Origin of the sequence: Chryseomicrobium imtechense (assembly GCF_041475995.1) — a bacterium.
GTDB lineage: Bacteria > Bacillota > Bacilli > Bacillales_A > Planococcaceae > Chryseomicrobium > Chryseomicrobium aureum.
Map to the genome: position 1 here is coordinate 45,351 of NZ_JBGOBM010000010.1, position 19,384 is coordinate 64,734.

Sequence of the window (19,384 nt, forward strand, 5' to 3'; positions counted from 1 at the left end):
GTAAGGGGGAGATTTCTGAAGAAATTCTTAATAAATGAAAAAATCCCCTCGCGTTTGCGAAGAGATTACTCGTCATTGCCACTGTCGATATAGAGTTTACCGTTCTCTTGAAGTTCCGCATAGAATAGTTGATCGGGTTCTTGGTACCCCGCTTTTTTGAGTTCTTTCAAAAGCCAGCCTTTCGAAAGACCAAGTTCCACTAAATTACGTTCAATGATCACCCCGTCCGTGATGAGTTGAGTGGGAATATAATATGTCGGTTTCGTCGGCAACTGCATATCCTTTTTGGTGGCGGGTTGGTTCGCCGATTTTTTGTAGACACTCAGTTCTCCATTGGTTTCGAGGATAGCGTGCTCGACTTCTGATTCCTTGAAGGCGGAGCAGCATCTTCAAATCTTCTACCGGAAGACGACTGGCTTTCAGTTCACGCTGCAGAATTTTTCCTTTTCGAATGACAACGGATGGTTCATCATCTAGCAAGGTTTTTGCACGCATGGATTTTAAAGAGATCCAACTAACGAGAAGTGTGAGCAACGTCCAGATGATGAGTGAAATCATACCGTCGATGAATGGTGTCTCTGCTTGCCCGGCCAAATCGGCAGCAATGGATCCGATGGTGATGCCGGTAATATAGTTGAACATAGTGAGCTGGCTAAGTTGTTCTTTTCCTAGAAAGCGGGTGAGTAGAAGTAGAGCTATAAACGTTACGGTGGTACGCAGGATCATTTCAAGTGCGTTGATGTCTTCGGTCCACATGGGGATCACCTCTTGTGGATAGTATGAGCGGAAGTAGTAGGCGTTAGACTGTAAGCTTGAATTAACGCCCGTACTTCCTTGATTAACGCCCCAAATGTAGCAATTAACGCCCGTACTTCCCTAATTAAAGACCGTACTCCCTCCTTTAACGCCCCAAATGATTTTATGGAAACTAAATTCGGCCCTCCTTAGAAAAAACCCCTTCTGCCGAAGCAGAAGGGGCACTCTAAGTTATTCCGGTTGGTTGTTCAAGCAACGCTCACATTCAAATAGTTGAGACTCGACTTGCTCACGAATGACAGTGCCACACTCGCGGCATACTTTTGGGTTCGCTTCACGATTCGGTTGATTCATGGTCAGTCACCTCCTCCAACTGGTCATAGCCAGGTACTGTGAGAAACTCGATAAACTCATCGTTTAGAACTAATCGTCTAAAGAGACTAGCAGCCTCTTCAAATCGTCCGTTGGCATATACATCGTTTCCAAATTGCTCTTGTAGCTTGTGCAACTCTTCCTCGAGGACCTGGTCTACAAGGTCAGCTGTAATTTTACGACCATCCTCTAACTTCCCTTCCGGATGGCGAATCCATTGCCAGACTTGGGTGCGAGAGATTTCGGCTGTTGCAGCGTCTTCCATCAAGTGATTGATAGGTGCTGCGCCGTTCCCTCGTAACCATGAAGCGATGTACTGGACACCTACTGAGCAGTTCACACGTAAACCATTTTCTGTGATAGTGCCCTTCAATACTTCCACTAAGTCTTCAGCCGTTACAGTTACATCGTTTCGCTTTCGCGAAATCTGGTTCGGCTCTGGCATATGCTCGTTGAACTCATCGAGTGCCACGGCAACTAGCGCTGGGTGTGCAACCCATGTGCCGTCGTGCCCATCCGTCACTTCACGGCGTTTGTCTTCTCGTACTTTATCAAATGCCGCCGCGTTTGCTGCTTCGTCTCCTTTAATCGGGATTTGAGCAGCCATCCCACCCATCGCCGGCGCATTACGTTTATGGCACGTCTTAATGGCAAGTAATGTATACGCGCGCATGAATGGTGAGGTCATCGTGACTTGACCACGATCTGGCAAGATGACGTCCGGTTGATTCCGCAAACGTTTGATATAGCTAAAAATGTAATCCCAACGCCCACAGTTCAAACCAGCTGAATGGTCACGTAATTCGTACAAGATCTCGTCCATTTGGAAAGCTGCAGATATCGTCTCGATCAGCACCGTTGCACGAATCGAGCCTTGGGGAACCCCAAGTGTATCTTGTGCATATCTAAACACGTCATTCCATAAACGCGCTTCTAAATGATGCTCGAGCTTCGGTAGATAGAAATACGGACCACTTCCTCGGGCCAACAATTCTTCGGCGTTGTGAAAGAAGTAGAGTCCGAAATCGAATAGTCCCCCTGACATCGGTTCTCCGTCTACTTCCACATGCTTCTCTAGCAAATGCCACCCACGTGGGCGAATTTGTAGTACTGCGACCTCATCGTTTAATGCGTAGGTCTTGCCAGTCCCAGGCTGCGTGTAGGAAATTGTCTTCCGAATCGCATCGTACATATTAATCTGACCATGGATCATGTTATGCCACGTCGGTGCTGTCGCATCTTCGAAACAAGCCATGAATAGTTTTGCCCCTGAGTTCAAGGCATTGATAACCATCTTCCGGTCAACAGGTCCCGTGATTTCCACACGGCGGTCTTGTAAATCTTTCGGGAGTTCGGCGACCGTCCAGTCGCCTTCCCGAATCTCTTTCGTCTCTGGTAAAAAGTCGAGCTTGCTGCCCGAGTCTAGTTCTTTTTGACGCACTTCACGTGCCTCTAAAAGCTCTTTTCGACGTGCATTGAATGTCCGGTGGAGTCCTTCTAGAAACTGCAGGGCTTCCGGTGTCAGCACCTGGCGGACGGCTTCATCCTGAGGCGCTTTGATTTCAATCGAAGTAGTCAGTTGCGTCATCAGTTTCCCTCCTTCCCGAATCACGCAAATTGCGCGACTTCTGTTGAGCCTTTCATTGCGGTTGTCGACGACATACCACCTGAAACGATTTGTGATACTTCATCAAAGTATCCAGTTCCAACTTCGCGTTGGTGCTTCGTCGCTGTGTATCCTTTTACTTCTGAATCAAATTCAGCTTGTTGCAAGCGAGAGTAAGCAGCCATTCCTTCTGTTTTGTAAGCATGCGCTAGTTCGAACATACCGTGGTTCAAGCTATGGAAACCTGCAAGTGTCACGAACTGGAACTTGTAGCCCATCTTGCCAAGTTCGACTTGGTATTTCGCAATTGTCTCCTGGTCTAGGTTTGCTTCCCAGTTAAAGGATGGTGAACAGTTATACGCGAGCATCTTTCCTGGGAACTGCGCGTGAATTGCATCTGCGAATTGTTTCGCTTCTTCTAAACTCGGGTGAGACGTTTCACACCAGACAAGGTCTGCATACGGAGCGTACGCAAGTCCACGTGCAATGGCTTGTTCGATACCAGGGTTTGTTTTGAAGAATCCTTCTGGTGTACGCTCGCCTGTAATGAATGCGTGATCGCGCTCATCGATATCACTTGTCACCATGTCCGCTGCATCTGCATCTGTGCGTGCTACAATCAGGGTTGGAACGTCTAGTACGTCTGCTGCTAGTCGAGCTGCCACTAAGTTGCGGATAGCATTCTGTGTTGGGAGAAGAACTTTCCCGCCCAAGTGTCCACATTTTTTCTCTGAAGCGAGTTGATCTTCTAAATGGACGCCTGCTGCTCCGGCTTCAATCATCCCTTTAATCAATTCGAATACGTTCAGTGGTCCGCCAAATCCTGCTTCTGCATCTGCAACGATTGGTGCAAACCAGTCAAATCCATCTTCGCGTCCTTCTGCATGATCAATTTGATCCGCGCGCTGTAGTGCTTGGTTGATCCGCTTCACCACTGCTGGGACTGAGTTTGCCGGGTACAAGCTCTGGTCTGGATACATTTGACCGGAAAGGTTTGCATCTGCTGCTACCTGCCATCCGCTTAAATAGATAGCTTGCAAGCCTGCTTTCACTTGTTGAACGGCTTGGTTCCCAGTAAGTGCACCCAGCGCGTTAATAAAATCTTCTGTATGAAGTGAGTTCCAAAGTCGATCTGCTCCACGTCGTGCCAGCGTCTGCTCTACTACAACCGAACCGCGTAGCTTTACAACCTCTTCCGGAGAATATGGACGTTCAATTCCTTGCCAACGTTCATTTTCGTTCCATTCTTTACGTAGTTGTTCAACCTGCTCTTGTCGTGTCATCATCCTGTATCTCACCCTTCGCGTAAGTTTCTGTTGCATAACAGTTATAGTTCTTGTAAATTAATATATAACAGATAATTCAAAATGACACGGCTTTTTGATAAACCGCTGAAATTTTTGGATAAACCCACTTTTTTTCGCGATAAACTTGAAAATCAAAGGAGGAACACAATGGAACAGCTCACTGCAACTCGCTTTTTAACGGTTCGACAAGAGGAGGATTGGAAGCCTTTGCGCCTTTCTTCTATAACACACGTGGAGAGTTTACATAAGAAGACGTGGGTGTACGCAGACGGGGAAGCCTATTCTGTCACACATCCGCTGAAGGAGCTCGAGCGACGACTGCCAGAAGATTTTGTCCGGATCCACCGGTCGTTTATTGTAAATCTAGTAGCGGTCGATCGAATCACGCGGGACCTCGCCTCGAATCTCATCATGGTACTTGAAGATGGCAGCGAGTTGCCCGTGGGCCAGTCGTATTTAGCGGACGTGAAGCGGATTTTAGGGATGTAATAGTTTCCATAACATCACCTTCCTGCGAATCTCCCGACACAATTGGTGAACGGCGAGCATTAGACTGCGAATCTCCCGACACAATTGGTGAACGGCGAGCATTAGACTGCGAATCTCCCGACACAATTGGTGAACGGCAAGCATTAGACTGCGAATCTCCCGACACAATTGCCGAACAAACGCTATAAGACAAAAAAAGCCCTGAGCACTTAAACAGCCTCAGGGTTTTTTAGTGGACGTTGGTACCTCGCACCTATAGTTAGAACAACAATACTTCCGAGAAGAAGAACAATCCCCACCCATGAATTCCATGTAAAGATTTCTCCAACAACTAACACTCCTAGCACAGCGGCAGTCGTCGGTTCAGCAAGGGACAATGTAAGTGCGGAACTCGACGGAATCTTTTTCAGACCTGTCGTGTAAAACACATAGGCAATAGTCGTCGTGCCAATCCCAAGATACAGAAGAATCCCTGCATTTGTAGGTTCAACGGTCCACGCTGCTCCATTCACTACGTAGAATGGACTCAACAAAATAGCCGCGACGCTAAATGTCATGGCGACTGCTGACATGGCATCTTGTTTCGCAACAAGTACTTTGCTCGACATCGTGTAGATTGCAAACACGATTCCGGCTCCAAGAGAGAGCATCACGCCCACTGGATTTACGGTGACTGCACCAGAATTTAAGAACAAAAAACCGCATCCGACAAGTGCAAACAATGTCGACACCATCCAGATACGAGTCGGTCTTTGTTTAAAGATGAACCACTCGACAAGACCCGAGAACACGGGCGCACTCCCGATTGCAACTACACTCGCAATCGCAACACCAGTGAGTTTAACACTGCTAAAGAACAGCATTTGAAAGAGACCGATACAAAGCGCTGCGAGAATTGTTTCTTTCCACGACCAATTCCGAAAATCAATTTTCCGCATCACGACGAGCGGAATCAACAAAGCAAATCCCCCAATTGCAGAACGTGCTGCCGCAACAACAAATGGATGCGCATCTTCAGGTAAAAATGTTTGCGCAGTTCCCGTCGTTCCCCATAAGATTGCGCCAAGTAAAACAAGTATGTATGGTAAACTAGACAATGAAATCGCTCCTTGCAGCTAGTAATCACTCTATCTATTCAGTATACAAGGAGGTCACCTAAAAATGTATAGGACTCTTGAAGAAACAGCCGCTTACCTCGGTATGCCAGAAGAACAAGTTCGGCGCTATATTCTCGAAAGACGCATCAAAGCTGTACATGACGGGGAACAATTTCTGATTAATGACGAACAATTCACACGTCACTTTGAACAGCTGGAACATGTCAAAGCTTTAATTGAGGAGTGGCGAAATACGCCAATCCCGGAAGATCCGGACATAAAAGATGAAGACTAATCCCAATCCTGATGCGATTGGGATTTTTACTGTTCCCCCTATTCACAATCCTTTTGCAATTCCGGATATTTGCAGATGACTTTCTATTCGGAGCATTTCTTCTTATAATAAACAAATGCCTATACAGGTAATTGTCAGAATAGTGATATGATTTGGAGGTTTTGAAATGGAAAACACGAAAAACCGTGGCTTCATTCTTCGTTCCCTCGATGGTATCGAGCGTACAGGAAATAAATTGCCGCACCCGGTTACGTTATTTGCGATTTTCTCTGTTCTCATCTTAGTGCTTTCCGCTATCTTCTCAACACTCGGCGTAAGTGTAGAAGATCCGATGAATCCAGGAGAAACGTTAACGGTTAGAAACTTACTTAATTCAGAAGGAATCTTGTACCTGTTCCAGAGCATGGTCACAAACTTCACAGGATTCGCACCCCTTGGAACTGTTCTTGTCACAATGCTCGGAATTGGTCTTGCTGAACGTTCAGGTTTGATCAGTGCCGCTCTTCGTGGACTAGTCACGTCTGTGCCAAAACAACTTCTTACAGCTGCATTAGTATTTGGTGGTGTTATGTCATCCATGGCTGCAGATGCTGGGTATGTTGTTCTAACTCCACTTGGAGCCGTTCTTTTCGCTGGGATGGGTCGTCACCCACTTGCAGGTCTAGCTGCTGCGTTCGCTGGGGTATCTGGTGGATTCAGTGCAAACTTGTTGCTAACATCTCTTGATCCATTGTTAGGTGGAATCACGCAAGATGCAGCTGCAATTTTGAATCCTGAATACGCAGAGTCCATTAACTACGCAATGAACTACTACTTCATGATTGCATCTGTATTCATGATCACAATCGTAGGTACACTTGTAACTGAGAAAATTGTTGAGCCACGTTTAGGTGCATACAAAGGAACGGTTACAGAAGAAGTCAATACACTTTCTTCTCTTGAGAAAAAAGGACTTTGGGGAGCTCTTGCTTCCATCATCGTCGTTTCAATCGGAATCGCTCTACTAGTTGTTCCTTCTTGGGGGCCACTTCGTGCAGGTGCTGAAGAAATCGTCAACGCGCCATTCTTCCAAGTACTTGTTCCGGTTATCTTGATTCTCTTCATTGTCCCTGGGTTTGTATATGGTGTCATCACAAAAGCAATCCGCAACGACAAAGATGTAGCGAATCAGTTATCTGAAACGATGGAAACAATGGGTTCATACATCGTTCTTGCCTTCGTTGCTGCTCAATTCGTTGCTTACTTTACAACGTCGAATCTCGGCCTTGTGCTCGCAGTAAACGGGGCTGAATTCTTAGATAGTACAGGATTTACAGGCTTCCCGTTAATCTTAGCCTTCCTATTAATTACTGGTTTCATTAACCTCTTCATCGGAAGCGCATCGGCGAAATGGGCAATCATGGCGCCGGTATTCGTGCCGATCATGATGGAACTTGGCTATTCACCAGAATTGACGCAAGTTGTTTACCGTATTGCCGATTCATCTACAAATATCATTTCACCATTGATGCCGTATTTCGCAATCGTGATTGCGTTTGCTCAGAAGTATGATAAAAAAGTTGGGATTGGTACGCTGATCGCTACAATGCTTCCATATTCTATTGCATTCTTCGTCGTTTGGACGATCATGTTGTTTGTGTGGATGGCGTTTGGGATCGACTTAGGTCCTGGTTCTGGCATTTACATGCCTGAATAATTACTAGCCGGCTCTCTTTTGAGAGTCGGTTTTTTAGTTCTCTCGCCCTCTTTTCAGATTTTTCAATCAGTGATAAAGTAACGAAGAGAAGAGGAGGAATTATCAGATTATGAAGAAATGGCTTTTACCTATGGCAGCCCTCGCATTTTTAGTTGGGTGTCAAGATGAAACAGTAGAGACACCATCCTCAGAAGCGACAGGTCCTGCTGGAGAAGTTGAAACAAAAATTGAAGAAGCATTGGGGACAGACGTTTCAATCCCTACTATGCAAAATCATGATATCGGTCTTGCGTATCTGGACTCGGCGGCTGAGTCTACGTCGGCTCACTTGATTTATCAAACAACGACGAAGCCAGCAGATGGATTCAACGTAGATACGTGGAGTGAGCAAAATGAGTATGAAGTATTACACGGTGACTTATTTAAAGACGCACCATTAGCAGAACTTGATATCTTTCCAGAAACTTTTGGAGAACTAGCTGACGCGGAAACGCAGGAAATTGCAGGCAAAGAAGTGGCCTATAAAGTGATTCCTGGCCCTGTACGGGACACTGCTGTCCTTGGGTTTGATAAAGACGGCGCTGGTTATATGATTACGTACTATCTAGCAGTTAACCAAACGATTGACGAGGCATTCAACTTTGCTGAACAAATTATAGAGAACTAAAAAAATCAGTATCTTCTCGAAAGAGAGGATACTTTTTTTTCGTTAGATTGATGCCCTTGCTAGGAAAAATTTTGGGATAGTGGACGTTTGGGATCTGAATTAGTTTCCATAATATGACTTCTGGCACAAAGTCGCTCGATCAGGGCACAAAACCTTTAGCTACCTAAGCCCTTACTAGTAAGATTTTAAGAAAATAAGGGTTTGGCCTGCGAATTAGTTTCCATAATATGACTTCGGTAGAAGAAATGTGGATTTGGGTAGAATAAATCTCAGTTTCGGTAGAAGAAAGTATGGTTTCGGTAGAAGAACGACCGCTCAGTTCGCAAACAAAAAACCGGCATACACCCAAATTGGTGTATGCCGGCGTTCTCCACATCTAAATCTAAAGTTGAGTGGAATGGAGGGGTTGACTCCAGTGGGATTACAGTCTGCCGTGAGATCCCGCAGGAGCCTGCGACGAGGAAGCTCACGCAGCGCCCACGGAAAGCAGCCTCGCAGTGGAACTCAACGTCTTACTTTGCACAATTTCTGAACAGTCGGCTCCACATCAGAATGGAATCGAGTTGCGAACGCCAGAAACACGCTCCGGAATCAGCCGCGCCCGCAAAGGCTGGTTGTGGTTTCGACTTCGAACGGAATCGAGTTGCGCCTCCTAGAAATCCCGCAAGAAGCCATCGCATCCCATGAAGCAAAGAGCGCTTCACGGGCTCCGCTGTCTTCTTGCACAATTTCTGAACAGTCGGCTCCACATCTAAAACTAAATAGAAATCATAAACCCAGCCCGCTTCCCAATAATCTCCGCGTAATCTTCTACCATCACACTCGCCGTCGGGTACATCCCTGCTCCAGGGCCAACAAGTGTCAATGTGCCAATGTAGTTTGTATCAACTGCCACTGCATTGTTCACTCCTTCGATAGCATACAGTGGGTGGTCTGGTCCTACTAGTTGTGGGCCTACAGAAGCTTCTAAACGTCCATCGGGGTGCTGAACGATTTCAGCGACATGGCGGTAGCGTAACCCTTCAAATTGCGCACGCTGAACATCGTCTAATGTAATTGTATCGATTCCTCTTACATCCACCTCGCTTCGTTCTGGTTGCTTATCAAATGCGAGCGCACTCAAAATCATCAGCTTATGAAACGCATCCATTCCGGATACATCGTTGTAAGGATCTGCTTCTGCATAGCCAAGTGCTTGCGCATCACGAAGTGCAGCGTCGAAGGCACTATTGTCTGTGCGCATTGAAGTCAGGATATAATTCGACGTCCCGTTCAAAATCCCTTGAATGCGATGGACCGTGTTGACTTGCAACAGGTTCTTGAGTGTCTTGATGACCGGTACGCCCCCTGCTGTAGTGGCTTCGTAGCCGATATAGACACCCTTTGATTTCGCTCGTTCATGAAGATCGATATGATAGCGCGAGAACATGACTTTATTTGCTGTGATGACATGGCACCCTTTGTCAATTGCCTGACATAAATACCCATAGGCTGGGTCTTCTCCTACAATCGCTTCAAATACGACCTGCAATCCAGGAATGGCCAAGATGTCGTCGTACTTATCTGTGATGAGAACGCCCGGGGTTGCAGGACGAGGTTTTTCCAAATCATTCACAAGAATTGCGCCAACTTCAATGTCGAGGCCAAGAGAGCGTTGCAACTCTTCTCGTTTATCTTGCAAGATGCGGTAAATCCCTTGTCCCACTGTCCCGTATCCTAAAATTGCTGCTCGTAGTTTTGCCATCTTCATTCCTCCAAGTCCATTCACCGTAGTATTTTTCCTATTTTAGAGGAAGATTTTAAAGAAAACAAGAAAAATCTTTCCTGAGGATACATTTGTTTTTCTTGTACGGACAAATCAGACGGGAAGAGCGGCTTTTTTAACAGCTTGTAATCCTGCATCTAGTGCTTCTAAAATATCGTCAATATGCTCCAATCCAATCGACAAACGAACAAGTTCTGGCGTCACACCTGTTCGCGCAAGTTCTTCACCTTCACCTAATTGCTGGTGTGTCGTGGAGGCCGGGTGGATGATCAGTGATTTGGCATCTCCTACATTTGCTACATGCGAGAACAATGGAATGGAATCAATTAATAATTGCCCTGCCTGTTTCCCACCTTTTACTCCGAACGTTAGAATCGAGCCGGCACCTTGTCCTAAATACTTTTTCGCCAGCTCATGAGAAGGATGCTCTTCAAGTCCCGGATAGTTCACCCACTCTACTTCTTCATGTTGCTTCAAATAGTTTGCCACAACTTGTGCGTTCTCATTGTGTCTTGGGACGCGTAAGTGAAGTGTCTCCAGACCTTGCAGGAAAGAAAAAGCCGATTCCGGGCTTAGAGCGGGTCCAAAATCACGCAGCAATTGCACGCGAAGTCGGATAGCAAATGCTACTTGTGGTACGTCAATTCCGTAACGCAGACCGTGGTAGGTCACGTCTGGCTCTGTATATCCCGGGAATTTATCTGAGTTCCAGTCAAAATTTCCGCCATCGACCACTACACCTCCAATTGTAGTCCCGTGCCCACCAATCCATTTTGTAGCGGAATGGATGACAACGTGGGCACCGTGGCGAATCGGCTGTGTTCCGTACGGTGTAGCAAATGTGTTATCGATCAAGAGAGGTACACCCACTTCGTTCGCAACCTGCGCGACTGCTTCGATATCCAGTACGTTCAAACTTGGATTTCCAATCGTTTCAGCAAAGAAACCTTTCGTGTTCGAAGTGACCGCTGCACGGAAATTCTCAGGATCTGTGGAATCGACAAACTTCACAGTGATTCCGTAGCGTGGAAGTGTATGGGCGAATAAGTTGTATGTTCCACCGTACAGGTTCGATGCGGCAACAATTTCATCGCCTGCCCCTGCAATATTCAAAATAGAAAAGGCGATTGCAGACATTCCAGAGGATAATGCAACGGCAGCTGTCCCTCCTTCAAGTTGGGCGACGCGTTGTTCAAACACATCGACTGTCGGATTGCCGATACGTGTGTAAATGTTGCCTGCCTCTTTCAGTGCGAATAAATTTTGCGCGTGCTCTGTGTTTTGGAAAACGAATGAAGTGGTCTTATGGATGGGTACCGCGCGTGATCCTGTGACGGGGTCTGGTTGTTGGCCTCCGTGAAGTAAAATCGTTTCTGGTCGTAAGTTTGTCATTGTTCTTCCTCCTTTTTGTTGGGTAGAGCAGACATCCAGAGAGGAAGAGACAATGAAAAGGCCCCTCTTCAATTAAGAAGAGGAGCCTCAGCTTGTCCTCCTCTTATCTTCCAGACCGAAATCGATCTGTAGGAATTAGCACCTTTCCAAGCAAAATTGCTTGTTGGTTGCCGGGCTTCGCAGGGCCTAGTCCCTCCGCCACTCTGGATAAGAGTACATATACGTCTGTCTATTGCATTGAAGTATAAAACAGCAAGGAAACATCTGTCAACACCCCATTTGAAATTTTCTGTTTTTTCAGCCAGAAATCGCTTGCCAAACACTCTGAATTGCGAAAGAATAGACGGTGAGACCTTCGATTATCGAAGAATCCAAGGAGGATTTTGCATGACAACACAATTCCAAGAGTATACATACGAACGTCCCGATATGGGTGCTCTCAAATCACGCGCAAAAGAGGCATTAGAAGCATTCAAGGCCGCGTCTTCTTATGAAGAGCAAAATGAAGCGATTCAAACTCTCAACACACTGCGTGCAGACTTTTCGACAATGGCAAACCTTGTCTACATCCGCGCATCCATTGACACGAACGATGAATTTTATCAAAGTGAACGGGATTATTTTGATGAAATCTCTCCTGAGATGGAAGAGATCGTGACAGACTATTACAAAGCCCTTGTAGACTCACCATTTCGTTCAAATTTAGAAGAACGTTGGGGACAACAATTGTTTGATTTAGCCGAGTTCCAAATCAAATCGTTCTCACCAGAGATCATGCCACTTCTTCAAAAAGAAAATAAATTGGCATCGGATTATTCAAAGCTTGTGGCTTCTGCTCAAGTTGAATTTAACGGCGAAACGCTGACACTTGCTCAACTAGGACCGTTTGCAGAATCGACAGACCGTGAAACGCGTAAAAAGGCAAAAGAAGCATCGTTTGGTTTCTTCGCATCTCACGCAGAGAAATTCGATGCAATTTATGATGAGCTTGTAAAAGTACGTACAGAGATTGCGCACAAGATGGGCTATAAAAACTTCGTCGAACTTGGCTATATCCGTATGAACCGTATCGATTACAATGCGGAGATGGTAAAGACGTTCCGCGACCAAGTGCGCGACTATATTGTACCTGTCGCGACTAAACTGTATGAGAAACAAGCAAAGCGCATCGGTGTAGAGAAATTAAAACACTACGATGAGCCACTAACCTTCTTAACAGGAAACGCAACGCCACAAGGTTCGCCCGAATGGATCATTGAAGGTGGAAAGAAGATGTACGAAGAGCTGTCTCCTGAGACAAACGAGTTTTTCCAGTTCATGCTCGACCGTAATTTGATGGACCTTGTCGCGAAAAAAGGGAAAGAAGCAGGCGGATACTGTACATTTATCGAAAACCACGATTCTCCGTTCATCTTCTCAAACTTTAATGGGACATCTGGGGACATCGACGTGTTGACACACGAAGCGGGTCACGCATTCCAGGTATTCTCAAGCCGCAACATTGGAATTCCTGAGTACATTTGGCCGACTTATGAATCTGCAGAAATTCATTCGATGAGTATGGAGTTTTTCACATGGCCATGGATGGAAAACTTCTTTAAAGATCAGACAGAAAAATATAAGTACTCGCACTTGATGAGCGGGCTATTGTTCTTACCCTATGGGGTAGCTGTCGATGAATTCCAGCATGTTGTTTATGAAAACCCTGAAATGACACCCGCTGAGCGTAAAGCAGCCTGGAAAAAGATCGAACAAACGTATCTTCCTCATCGCGACTATGATGGGAATGCATATTTAGAAGAAGGGTCATTCTGGCAGCGCCAAGGCCACATCTATGCATCACCTTTCTACTACATTGATTATACACTCGCGCAAATCTGTGCATTCCAGTTCTGGAAACGTTCACGTGAAGATTTTGAGGGCGCTTGGAAAGACTACCTTCACCTTTGTACTCTTGGAGGATCTCTTCCATTCACAAAGTTAGTAGAAGCGGCAAACCTGAAATCACCGTTTGAACAAGGCAGCATCGAAGGCGTCATTGAAGAAATCGAAGCGTATTTAAACAGCGTGAATGACGAGGCACTTTAACTTGTAAGTAGGCAGGTCCCGCGCGGACTTGCCTATTTTCATGATTGTCCTCTACACTAGGAGTTAAGTGATTCTACCTTAAAGGAGAGATTGTGTAATGACACCCGAACAAAAGCTCTACGACTATCTAGTGAACAACACATGGGACTTAACAGAAGCGTGGTATGCAGCCCTTGATAAAAACTCGACAAGCGGGGTCTACGCATCGAACGACCCTAAAGTGATTCAGACAATCAAAGAGCAAAACCACGGATTTCATGAGCGTTTTTGTAAACTCTTTATTGAAGACGAAGAGGTATTCGTAAAACACTTTGAAGAATGGGTGTTAGAGATTGCACGTGACCCAGAACATTTAAACACACCGCTTCACCATATCCTGCAAGAATTTTTCAATACCCAACAACAATATATAGAGTTATTGTTTAAATATGAACGACAAGCTGAAGACCTTTCGCATGAGACTGTACAGAAGTGGATTGCAAGTGTCACAAAAATGTTTGGCAAGCTCATGACATGGTTCACAGAAGAGCATCATAACTACTCACTTTCTAAGTTACGTGCACAACAAGAGATGATCAATGAGCTCAGCACGCCAGTTATTTCGCTCAGTAAAGGGGTTGCTCTATTACCACTCGTTGGCGATATTGATACAAACCGCGCGAAATACATATTTGAAAACGCACTTTCTCAATGTACACAAAAGCGTGTCCACAGCTTACTCATAGATATTTCTGGAGTGGCCATCATCGATACAATGGTTGCCCAACAGATTTTCCAATTGATTGAGGCTTTACGCCTTCTAGGTGTTGAATCGACACTATCGGGAATTCGTCCAGAGATTGCCCAAACAGCTGTTCAACTCGGCATCAGCTTCCAAGATGTCAACACGATCTCTACAATTGAACGCGCTGTTCAGCGTCTGTTCACTGAAAAATAAGGAGGATTTAGATGAAACACACATTAATCGAACGCCTGACGCGTTACGTGAAAATTGATACACAATCTGACGCAGCAAGCACGTCCACCCCTTCAACTGAAGGTCAATGGGATCTGCTTCATGTACTCAAGGCAGAACTCGAAACGATGGGAATGACAGAGGTCACGCTTGATGACAACGGCTATCTGTTTGCTACTCTTCCTGCGACAACTACTGAAGACGTTCCAACAATCGGCTTCTTAGCACACGTGGATACTGCGACAGATTACACGGGGAAAGATGTGAAGCCTCAACTCGTCGAAAACTATGATGGCGAAGATCTTCCGTTAAACGACTCAACGGTCATGAAAGTGGCCGACTTCCCAGAACTCAAAAACTACAAAGGCCACACACTGATGACGACGGATGGAACAACCCTTCTAGGAGCAGATAATAAAGCAGGTATCGCCATCATCTTGACAGCGATGGATTACTTTTTACAAAACCCAGATATTCCGCATGGTAAGATTCGTGTCGGTTTTACACCGGATGAAGAAATCGGTAGAGGCCCGCACAAGTTTGACGTGGAAGCATTTGGTGCAGATTATGCGTACACGATGGACGGTGGCCCTCTTGGCGAACTACAATTTGAGAGCTTTAATGCAGCCGGAGCTCGCGTGACAACACATGGAGTCAGCGTTCACCCAGGTTCTGCGAAAGATAAGATGGTCAATGCCATCACGATGGCGATGAAATTCCAGTCGCATATGCCTCCACAAGAAGTACCAGAAAAGACGGATGGCTATGATGGGTTCGTTCACTTGATGGACATTCACGGCAAAGTCGAAAAAACTGTGATGGACTATATCATCCGAGACTTTGATAAAGCAAAATTTGAAGAGAAAAAACAACGTTTCCATGATGCGGCAAATGCAATCCGTGCACAGTATGGAGAGGACGCAATCACAGTTGAACTAAACGACCAGTACTACAACATGGGTGAGAAGATCACGCCTGTTATGCATATCGTCGATCATGTGAAAGCAATCATGGAAGATTTAGAAATTGCACCTCTTATTATTCCAATCCGCGGTGGTACGGATGGCTCACAACTATCTTACATGGGCATGCCGACGCCAAACATTTTCACAGGCGGCGAAAACTATCATGGCAAATATGAATATATTTCAATTGAAAACATGGAAAAAGCGACACAAGTCGTACAAGAAATCGTGAAACGCGCCGTACAACCAACAAATTAAAGGGCGGGATGAAGCAATGAAGGCAATCAGCTTAGGAATTTTGTCCGCACTGTTTTTTGCAGTGACATTCATTTTAAATCATGCAATGGAGCTGTCAGGAGGAAGTTGGATGTGGAGCGCTTCTCTTCGCTACTTCTTCATGGTGCCCTTTCTGATTGCCATCGTCTACTTCCGAAAAGGACTACCTGCCCTTACTAACGATATGAAATCCGCTCCAAAGCCTTGGTTGCTTTGGAGCTTTGTTGGATTTGTGCTGTTTTACGCACCTCTTACGTATGCCGCGGCATTTGGCCCTGGATGGTTAGTAGCTGGTATGTGGCAATTCACGATTATTGCGGGTATTCTTTTGGCTCCACTGTTTCTATCAGCAAATGGAAAGCGCGAGACAGTTCCACGAGCAGCTCTACTCATCTCAGGAATCATTGTTGTCGGAATCGTGTTGTTGCATCTTCCACAAGCTGAATCTGTTCCCCTTTCGACTTTAGCCCTAGGTGCTTTGCCGGTTCTAGTCGCCGCATTTGCATATCCACTTGGGAACCGGAAGATGATGCAACACGTCGGCGGTCGCCTGGACTCCTACCAACGGGTTTTAGGAATGACGATTGCTTCGCTTCCTGCTTGGCTTGTGCTGGCTGGCTATGCACTGTTTACAGTCGGCCTCCCCTCTAGCAGTCAAGTCTTCCAATCATTTTTAGTCGGAATTAGCTCGGGTGTCATTGCGACTGTCTTGTTTTTCATGGCAACTGATTTAGCACGACACAACCAGAGCCGCCTTGCTTCTGTTGAAGCTACTCAGTCTACAGAAATCTTGTTCGTCGTTGCGGGTGAAATGCTCCTACTTAGCCTCCCGCTTCCTGCTCCGATCGCACTCGCAGGGATGGGCATTATCATCATTGGTTTAGTGGCACACAGTCTTCATACGGTTTGGGAACAGCGCAAAATTAATATGTCGACAAGTCACCACATTTCTTCTTAAAAGAAATGTGGTTTTTGTTTGACAGAAGTTATACAGAGGGTGTACATTCAGAGTACTCATGGGTACTGATAAGAAAGGAGGAGTTTCATGACCGAGCAAGAACTGCGTTCACGCATTCTTTTTGCAGCTCTTGAAACCTTCGGAAAAGAAGGGTTTTTCGAGGCTAAAATGCTGACGATCGCCAAGCTCGCAAAAATTTCAAAATCAACTTTATATGCGATGTTTCCTTCAAAGGAAGACCTTTATACGGAGATGATGAAATTTACATTTTCACTTTTTTTATCCAACATCCAGCACCAGATCAATCAAAACCATTCATTTGAAGAGACACTTCAAGCCATTACAAAGACACATCTTCAAAATACGTGGAAACAGCGACACCGGTCTGGTATGTATCTGCAACTCAATCATAAACATGAAGAGGCGATGGATGCTCTCATGGCCTTTATTGAAGAGTACATCGCTGTTATTCAGCAATTTTTTGAGAAACACGGGATTGAAAACGCAGACATGAAGGCCAGACTGTATACGGGAATGCTTGATAGTTTTCGTAATGAGATTTTTATGGACCCTACCTTCAACGAAGCCAGGTTAGAAGAAATTCAAAATCAAATCGATCAAATTGTTATCAACGGATTTTAAACTTTCACTTTAAGAAGGAGCCACTATGGGGTGGATCACGCGATTTAGCTTACGCAATGCTGTAGCTATCTTTATCTTTTCGTTCTTATTAATTTTGCTAGGAATCTTTTCATTCAGTCGTTTGAAAATCGATCTACTTCCAAACATTGAGTTTCCACAACTCTCTGCACAAATCGTCTATCCAGGAGCTTCTCTTGATGCGGTAAATGAACAAGTGATCACACCGCTCGAGCAGGCGTTTGAAGGTCTAGAAGGTGTTCAAGAAATACAGAGTGCTTCTTACGACACGATTGCGGAAGCGGGTCTTCCAGATGAAGCAGCGGTTGAGGTAAGCTGTTTATCATTTGGGGCCTTCCCAATTTTTAATATCTCCTTATTCGGGAAAGACGAAGTAGATTTAGATGAATTTCTAGATTCAGAAGTTATCCCAGCTCTTGAGAAAATTCCAGGCATCAATTCTGTTTCTGTGGGTACGTAAGCAAACAAAAAAAGCATAATAAAAGGACGTTAGCCGATAATGGGTAGCGTCCTTTTCTCACATTTGAGGGGGGTGTGAGAATCGTGTTTTTGGAGAAAAGCACGATGGTTTGTTGACCTTATGGTAATGATAATCATTTTCAATTATAAAGTCAAGCAAGTTTCTTAAAAATCTCTTATACTGAAGCTATGTTAACCTCATACCAACGCCAACAACTCCGACAATACAGTGTCTATATGCAGCCAGCAGGTCCGGTACTCTTTCATACAGGAGAATGGAAAGAGCATCTTACAGTCGTTCAAGAAATCATCCAGGCCCCTCACCGCACGGCTGCAGCCTCCTATCTGACACGCCGTTTAGGGATGTTTGTTTCGATGCAATTTTGGAATCTCACTCTTTATGATGAGTATTGGAGTGGTAGACCAGAAGATTTAAATTGGATTGCCGTCAGAGAGTATGGCTATCCTGCAATTAGTGCATTTTGTGAGGAGGAAGAGTGGAGGTCTCTTGCTTCTGATCAGAGTCGGCAAGAAGTGGTAGCTGAGATTTGGAAGTTTGCTCGGATTTGTATTGAATCTCTGTCAAGCTCGAAGGCATTGCAGCGCATTCACTGGGAAAATGTTTTTGGGTATATCGTTTGGCACTACTCTATTTTCATGCAGCAATCCGATTTACGTGAAAAAGCTTTGACCGATTGGTTATTGCTTCAACATGCCGATTCCTGGGTAACGGACAATCCATTTGAAGCGTTTGTTCAAGGTCGCACACCGGGTGAACTCGTCCGCATGCCGGTACGCTCTACTTGTTGTCTTGCAAAAGATATTCCTGGGCAACTTACTTGTGGCTTTTGCCCATTACCTTAAGGAGGAACTTGTATGCCAATCATTGCGTATTTAAACTTCAATGGAAACACGGAAGAAGCTGTTCAGTTCTACCATCAAGTTTTTGAAACGGATGCTCCCCAGATTCAGTATTTCAAAGATATGCCTGGACATGAAGCAGATCCGGAATTAGGAAGCCGCGTCCTTCATGCACGCATTACTGTCCATGGAACACCTTTGTTCTTTTCGGACTCTATGCCCCAGAATCCCGTGACACACGGAGACGGGATTACTTTAGCTGTTGTGGGCAATGATGCTGAGTTATTGACTTCGCAATTTCATCAACTAGCTAAAGGCGGGCGCGTACTCATGCCTATCCAGGAAACTTTTTGGAGTAAAGCTTACGGTATTGTTCAAGATCGGTATGGGATTCAGTGGCAGATTAGTCATGAGGCGTAGTTTAGATGTGGAGAACGCCACTCTAGAAACTCCGAGGAAATCCGGCGTGCCCGTGAAGGCGCTCTTCAGCCTTTGCGGGTGCGGCTGATTCCGGAGCGTGTTTCTGGCGTTCGGAACTCGATTCCATTTAGATGTGGAGCCGACTGTCCAGAAATTGTGCAAAGTAAGACGTTGAGTTCCACTGCGAGGCTGCTTTCCGTGGGCGCTGCGTGAGCTTCCTCGTCGCAGGCTCCTGCGGGATCTCACGGCAGACTGTGATCCCACTGGAGTCAACCCCTCCATTCCACTCAACTTTAGTTT

18 protein-coding genes, 1 pseudogene and 1 riboswitch are annotated in these 19,384 nt (G+C 45.5%); of the genes and pseudogenes, 12 read left to right on the top strand and 7 right to left on the bottom strand.

The annotated features are described in order from the left end of the window. Positions 1 to 170: 170 nt before the first annotated feature. From AB5N96_RS10270 to aceA, 4 genes and pseudogenes are all read right to left on the bottom strand, one after another. Positions 171 to 756 (bottom strand): annotated as a pseudogene (locus tag AB5N96_RS10270) (DUF421 domain-containing protein); the annotation flags it as partial. Between the two features lie 231 nt (positions 757 to 987). Further along, a complete protein-coding gene (yhfH, locus tag AB5N96_RS10275; RefSeq protein WP_094944531.1) occupies positions 988 to 1,110 on the bottom strand; it encodes a protein YhfH in 123 nt (40 codons plus the stop codon). Then, a complete protein-coding gene (gene aceB, locus AB5N96_RS10280) occupies positions 1,091 to 2,716 on the bottom strand; it encodes a malate synthase A (protein WP_499705461.1) in 1,626 nt (541 codons plus the stop codon). The genes yhfH and aceB overlap by 20 nt, the downstream gene beginning before the upstream one ends. Positions 2,717 to 2,736: 20 nt before the next feature. After that, positions 2,737 to 4,020 carry an isocitrate lyase gene (gene aceA, locus AB5N96_RS10285; protein WP_204589901.1) on the bottom strand — a complete coding sequence of 428 codons (1,284 nt, stop codon included), beginning with the start codon at positions 4,018 to 4,020 and terminating at the stop codon, positions 2,737 to 2,739. Between the two features lie 168 nt (positions 4,021 to 4,188). Here aceA and AB5N96_RS10290 point away from each other — a divergent pair, with 168 nt between their 5' ends. Continuing rightward, positions 4,189 to 4,530, top strand: a complete 342-nt coding sequence (locus tag AB5N96_RS10290) for a LytR/AlgR family response regulator transcription factor (protein WP_204589900.1) — start codon at positions 4,189 to 4,191, stop codon at positions 4,528 to 4,530. Positions 4,531 to 4,739: 209 nt separating this feature from the next. Here the strand turns inward: AB5N96_RS10290 and AB5N96_RS10295 are convergent, their stop codons facing one another. Continuing rightward, positions 4,740 to 5,627 carry a DMT family transporter gene (locus AB5N96_RS10295; RefSeq protein WP_392455065.1) on the bottom strand — a complete coding sequence of 296 codons (888 nt, stop codon included), beginning with the start codon at positions 5,625 to 5,627 and terminating at the stop codon, positions 4,740 to 4,742. Positions 5,628 to 5,691: 64 nt separating this feature from the next. Here AB5N96_RS10295 and AB5N96_RS10300 point away from each other — a divergent pair, with 64 nt between their 5' ends. The 3 genes from AB5N96_RS10300 (at position 5,692) to AB5N96_RS10310 (ending at position 8,285) form a co-directional block, all read left to right on the top strand. Then, a complete protein-coding gene (locus AB5N96_RS10300) occupies positions 5,692 to 5,922 on the top strand; it encodes an excisionase family DNA-binding protein (RefSeq protein WP_204589898.1) in 231 nt (76 codons plus the stop codon). A gap of 166 nt (positions 5,923 to 6,088) precedes the next feature. Next, positions 6,089 to 7,618: an AbgT family transporter gene (locus AB5N96_RS10305; RefSeq protein WP_392455068.1), complete on the top strand. Its 1,530-nt coding sequence runs from the start codon at positions 6,089 to 6,091 to the stop codon at positions 7,616 to 7,618. 109 nt (positions 7,619 to 7,727) lie between these two features. Further along, entirely contained in the window at positions 7,728 to 8,285 is a 558-nt protein-coding gene (locus tag AB5N96_RS10310) for a hypothetical protein (RefSeq protein ID WP_204589896.1), read from the top strand. 757 nt (positions 8,286 to 9,042) lie between these two features. On the opposite strand, the gene AB5N96_RS10315 is transcribed toward AB5N96_RS10310, so the two are convergent. Both AB5N96_RS10315 and AB5N96_RS10320 read right to left on the bottom strand, forming a co-directional pair. Then, positions 9,043 to 10,029, bottom strand: coding sequence for a homoserine dehydrogenase (locus AB5N96_RS10315; protein ID WP_499705462.1), 987 nt, complete (start codon positions 10,027 to 10,029; stop codon positions 9,043 to 9,045). A 114-nt stretch (positions 10,030 to 10,143) separates the two neighbouring features. Next, the gene (locus AB5N96_RS10320; protein WP_204589894.1) at positions 10,144 to 11,442 is read right to left on the bottom strand and encodes an O-acetylhomoserine aminocarboxypropyltransferase/cysteine synthase family protein; all 1,299 of its coding nucleotides are present in this window, start codon (positions 11,440 to 11,442) and stop codon (positions 10,144 to 10,146) included. Positions 11,443 to 11,542: 100 nt separating this feature from the next. Further along, positions 11,543 to 11,656, bottom strand: a riboswitch (SAM riboswitch). A gap of 173 nt (positions 11,657 to 11,829) precedes the next feature. Between AB5N96_RS10320 and AB5N96_RS10325 the strand changes: the two genes are divergently transcribed. The 8 genes from AB5N96_RS10325 (at position 11,830) to AB5N96_RS10360 (ending at position 19,084) form a co-directional block, all read left to right on the top strand. Beyond that, the gene (locus AB5N96_RS10325) at positions 11,830 to 13,530 is read left to right on the top strand and encodes a M3 family oligoendopeptidase (protein ID WP_204589893.1); all 1,701 of its coding nucleotides are present in this window, start codon (positions 11,830 to 11,832) and stop codon (positions 13,528 to 13,530) included. A gap of 97 nt (positions 13,531 to 13,627) precedes the next feature. Beyond that, positions 13,628 to 14,467 carry an STAS domain-containing protein gene (locus AB5N96_RS10330; RefSeq protein ID WP_204589892.1) on the top strand — a complete coding sequence of 280 codons (840 nt, stop codon included), beginning with the start codon at positions 13,628 to 13,630 and terminating at the stop codon, positions 14,465 to 14,467. Positions 14,468 to 14,478: 11 nt separating this feature from the next. Further along, complete coding sequence (pepT, locus tag AB5N96_RS10335; protein WP_499705463.1) at positions 14,479 to 15,708, top strand: peptidase T; 1,230 nt, start codon at positions 14,479 to 14,481, stop codon at positions 15,706 to 15,708. A 16-nt stretch (positions 15,709 to 15,724) separates the two neighbouring features. Continuing rightward, positions 15,725 to 16,684, top strand: a complete 960-nt coding sequence (locus tag AB5N96_RS10340) for a DMT family transporter (protein WP_499705464.1) — start codon at positions 15,725 to 15,727, stop codon at positions 16,682 to 16,684. A gap of 87 nt (positions 16,685 to 16,771) precedes the next feature. Beyond that, complete coding sequence (locus AB5N96_RS10345; protein WP_204589890.1) at positions 16,772 to 17,326, top strand: TetR/AcrR family transcriptional regulator; 555 nt, start codon at positions 16,772 to 16,774, stop codon at positions 17,324 to 17,326. 25 nt (positions 17,327 to 17,351) lie between these two features. Further along, complete coding sequence (locus tag AB5N96_RS10350) at positions 17,352 to 17,804, top strand: efflux RND transporter permease subunit (RefSeq protein ID WP_499705465.1); 453 nt, start codon at positions 17,352 to 17,354, stop codon at positions 17,802 to 17,804. 188 nt (positions 17,805 to 17,992) lie between these two features. Continuing rightward, a complete protein-coding gene (locus AB5N96_RS10355) occupies positions 17,993 to 18,667 on the top strand; it encodes a hypothetical protein (protein WP_499705466.1) in 675 nt (224 codons plus the stop codon). 12 nt (positions 18,668 to 18,679) lie between these two features. Next, a complete protein-coding gene (locus tag AB5N96_RS10360; RefSeq protein ID WP_499705467.1) occupies positions 18,680 to 19,084 on the top strand; it encodes a VOC family protein in 405 nt (134 codons plus the stop codon). Positions 19,085 to 19,384 lie beyond the last annotated feature (300 nt).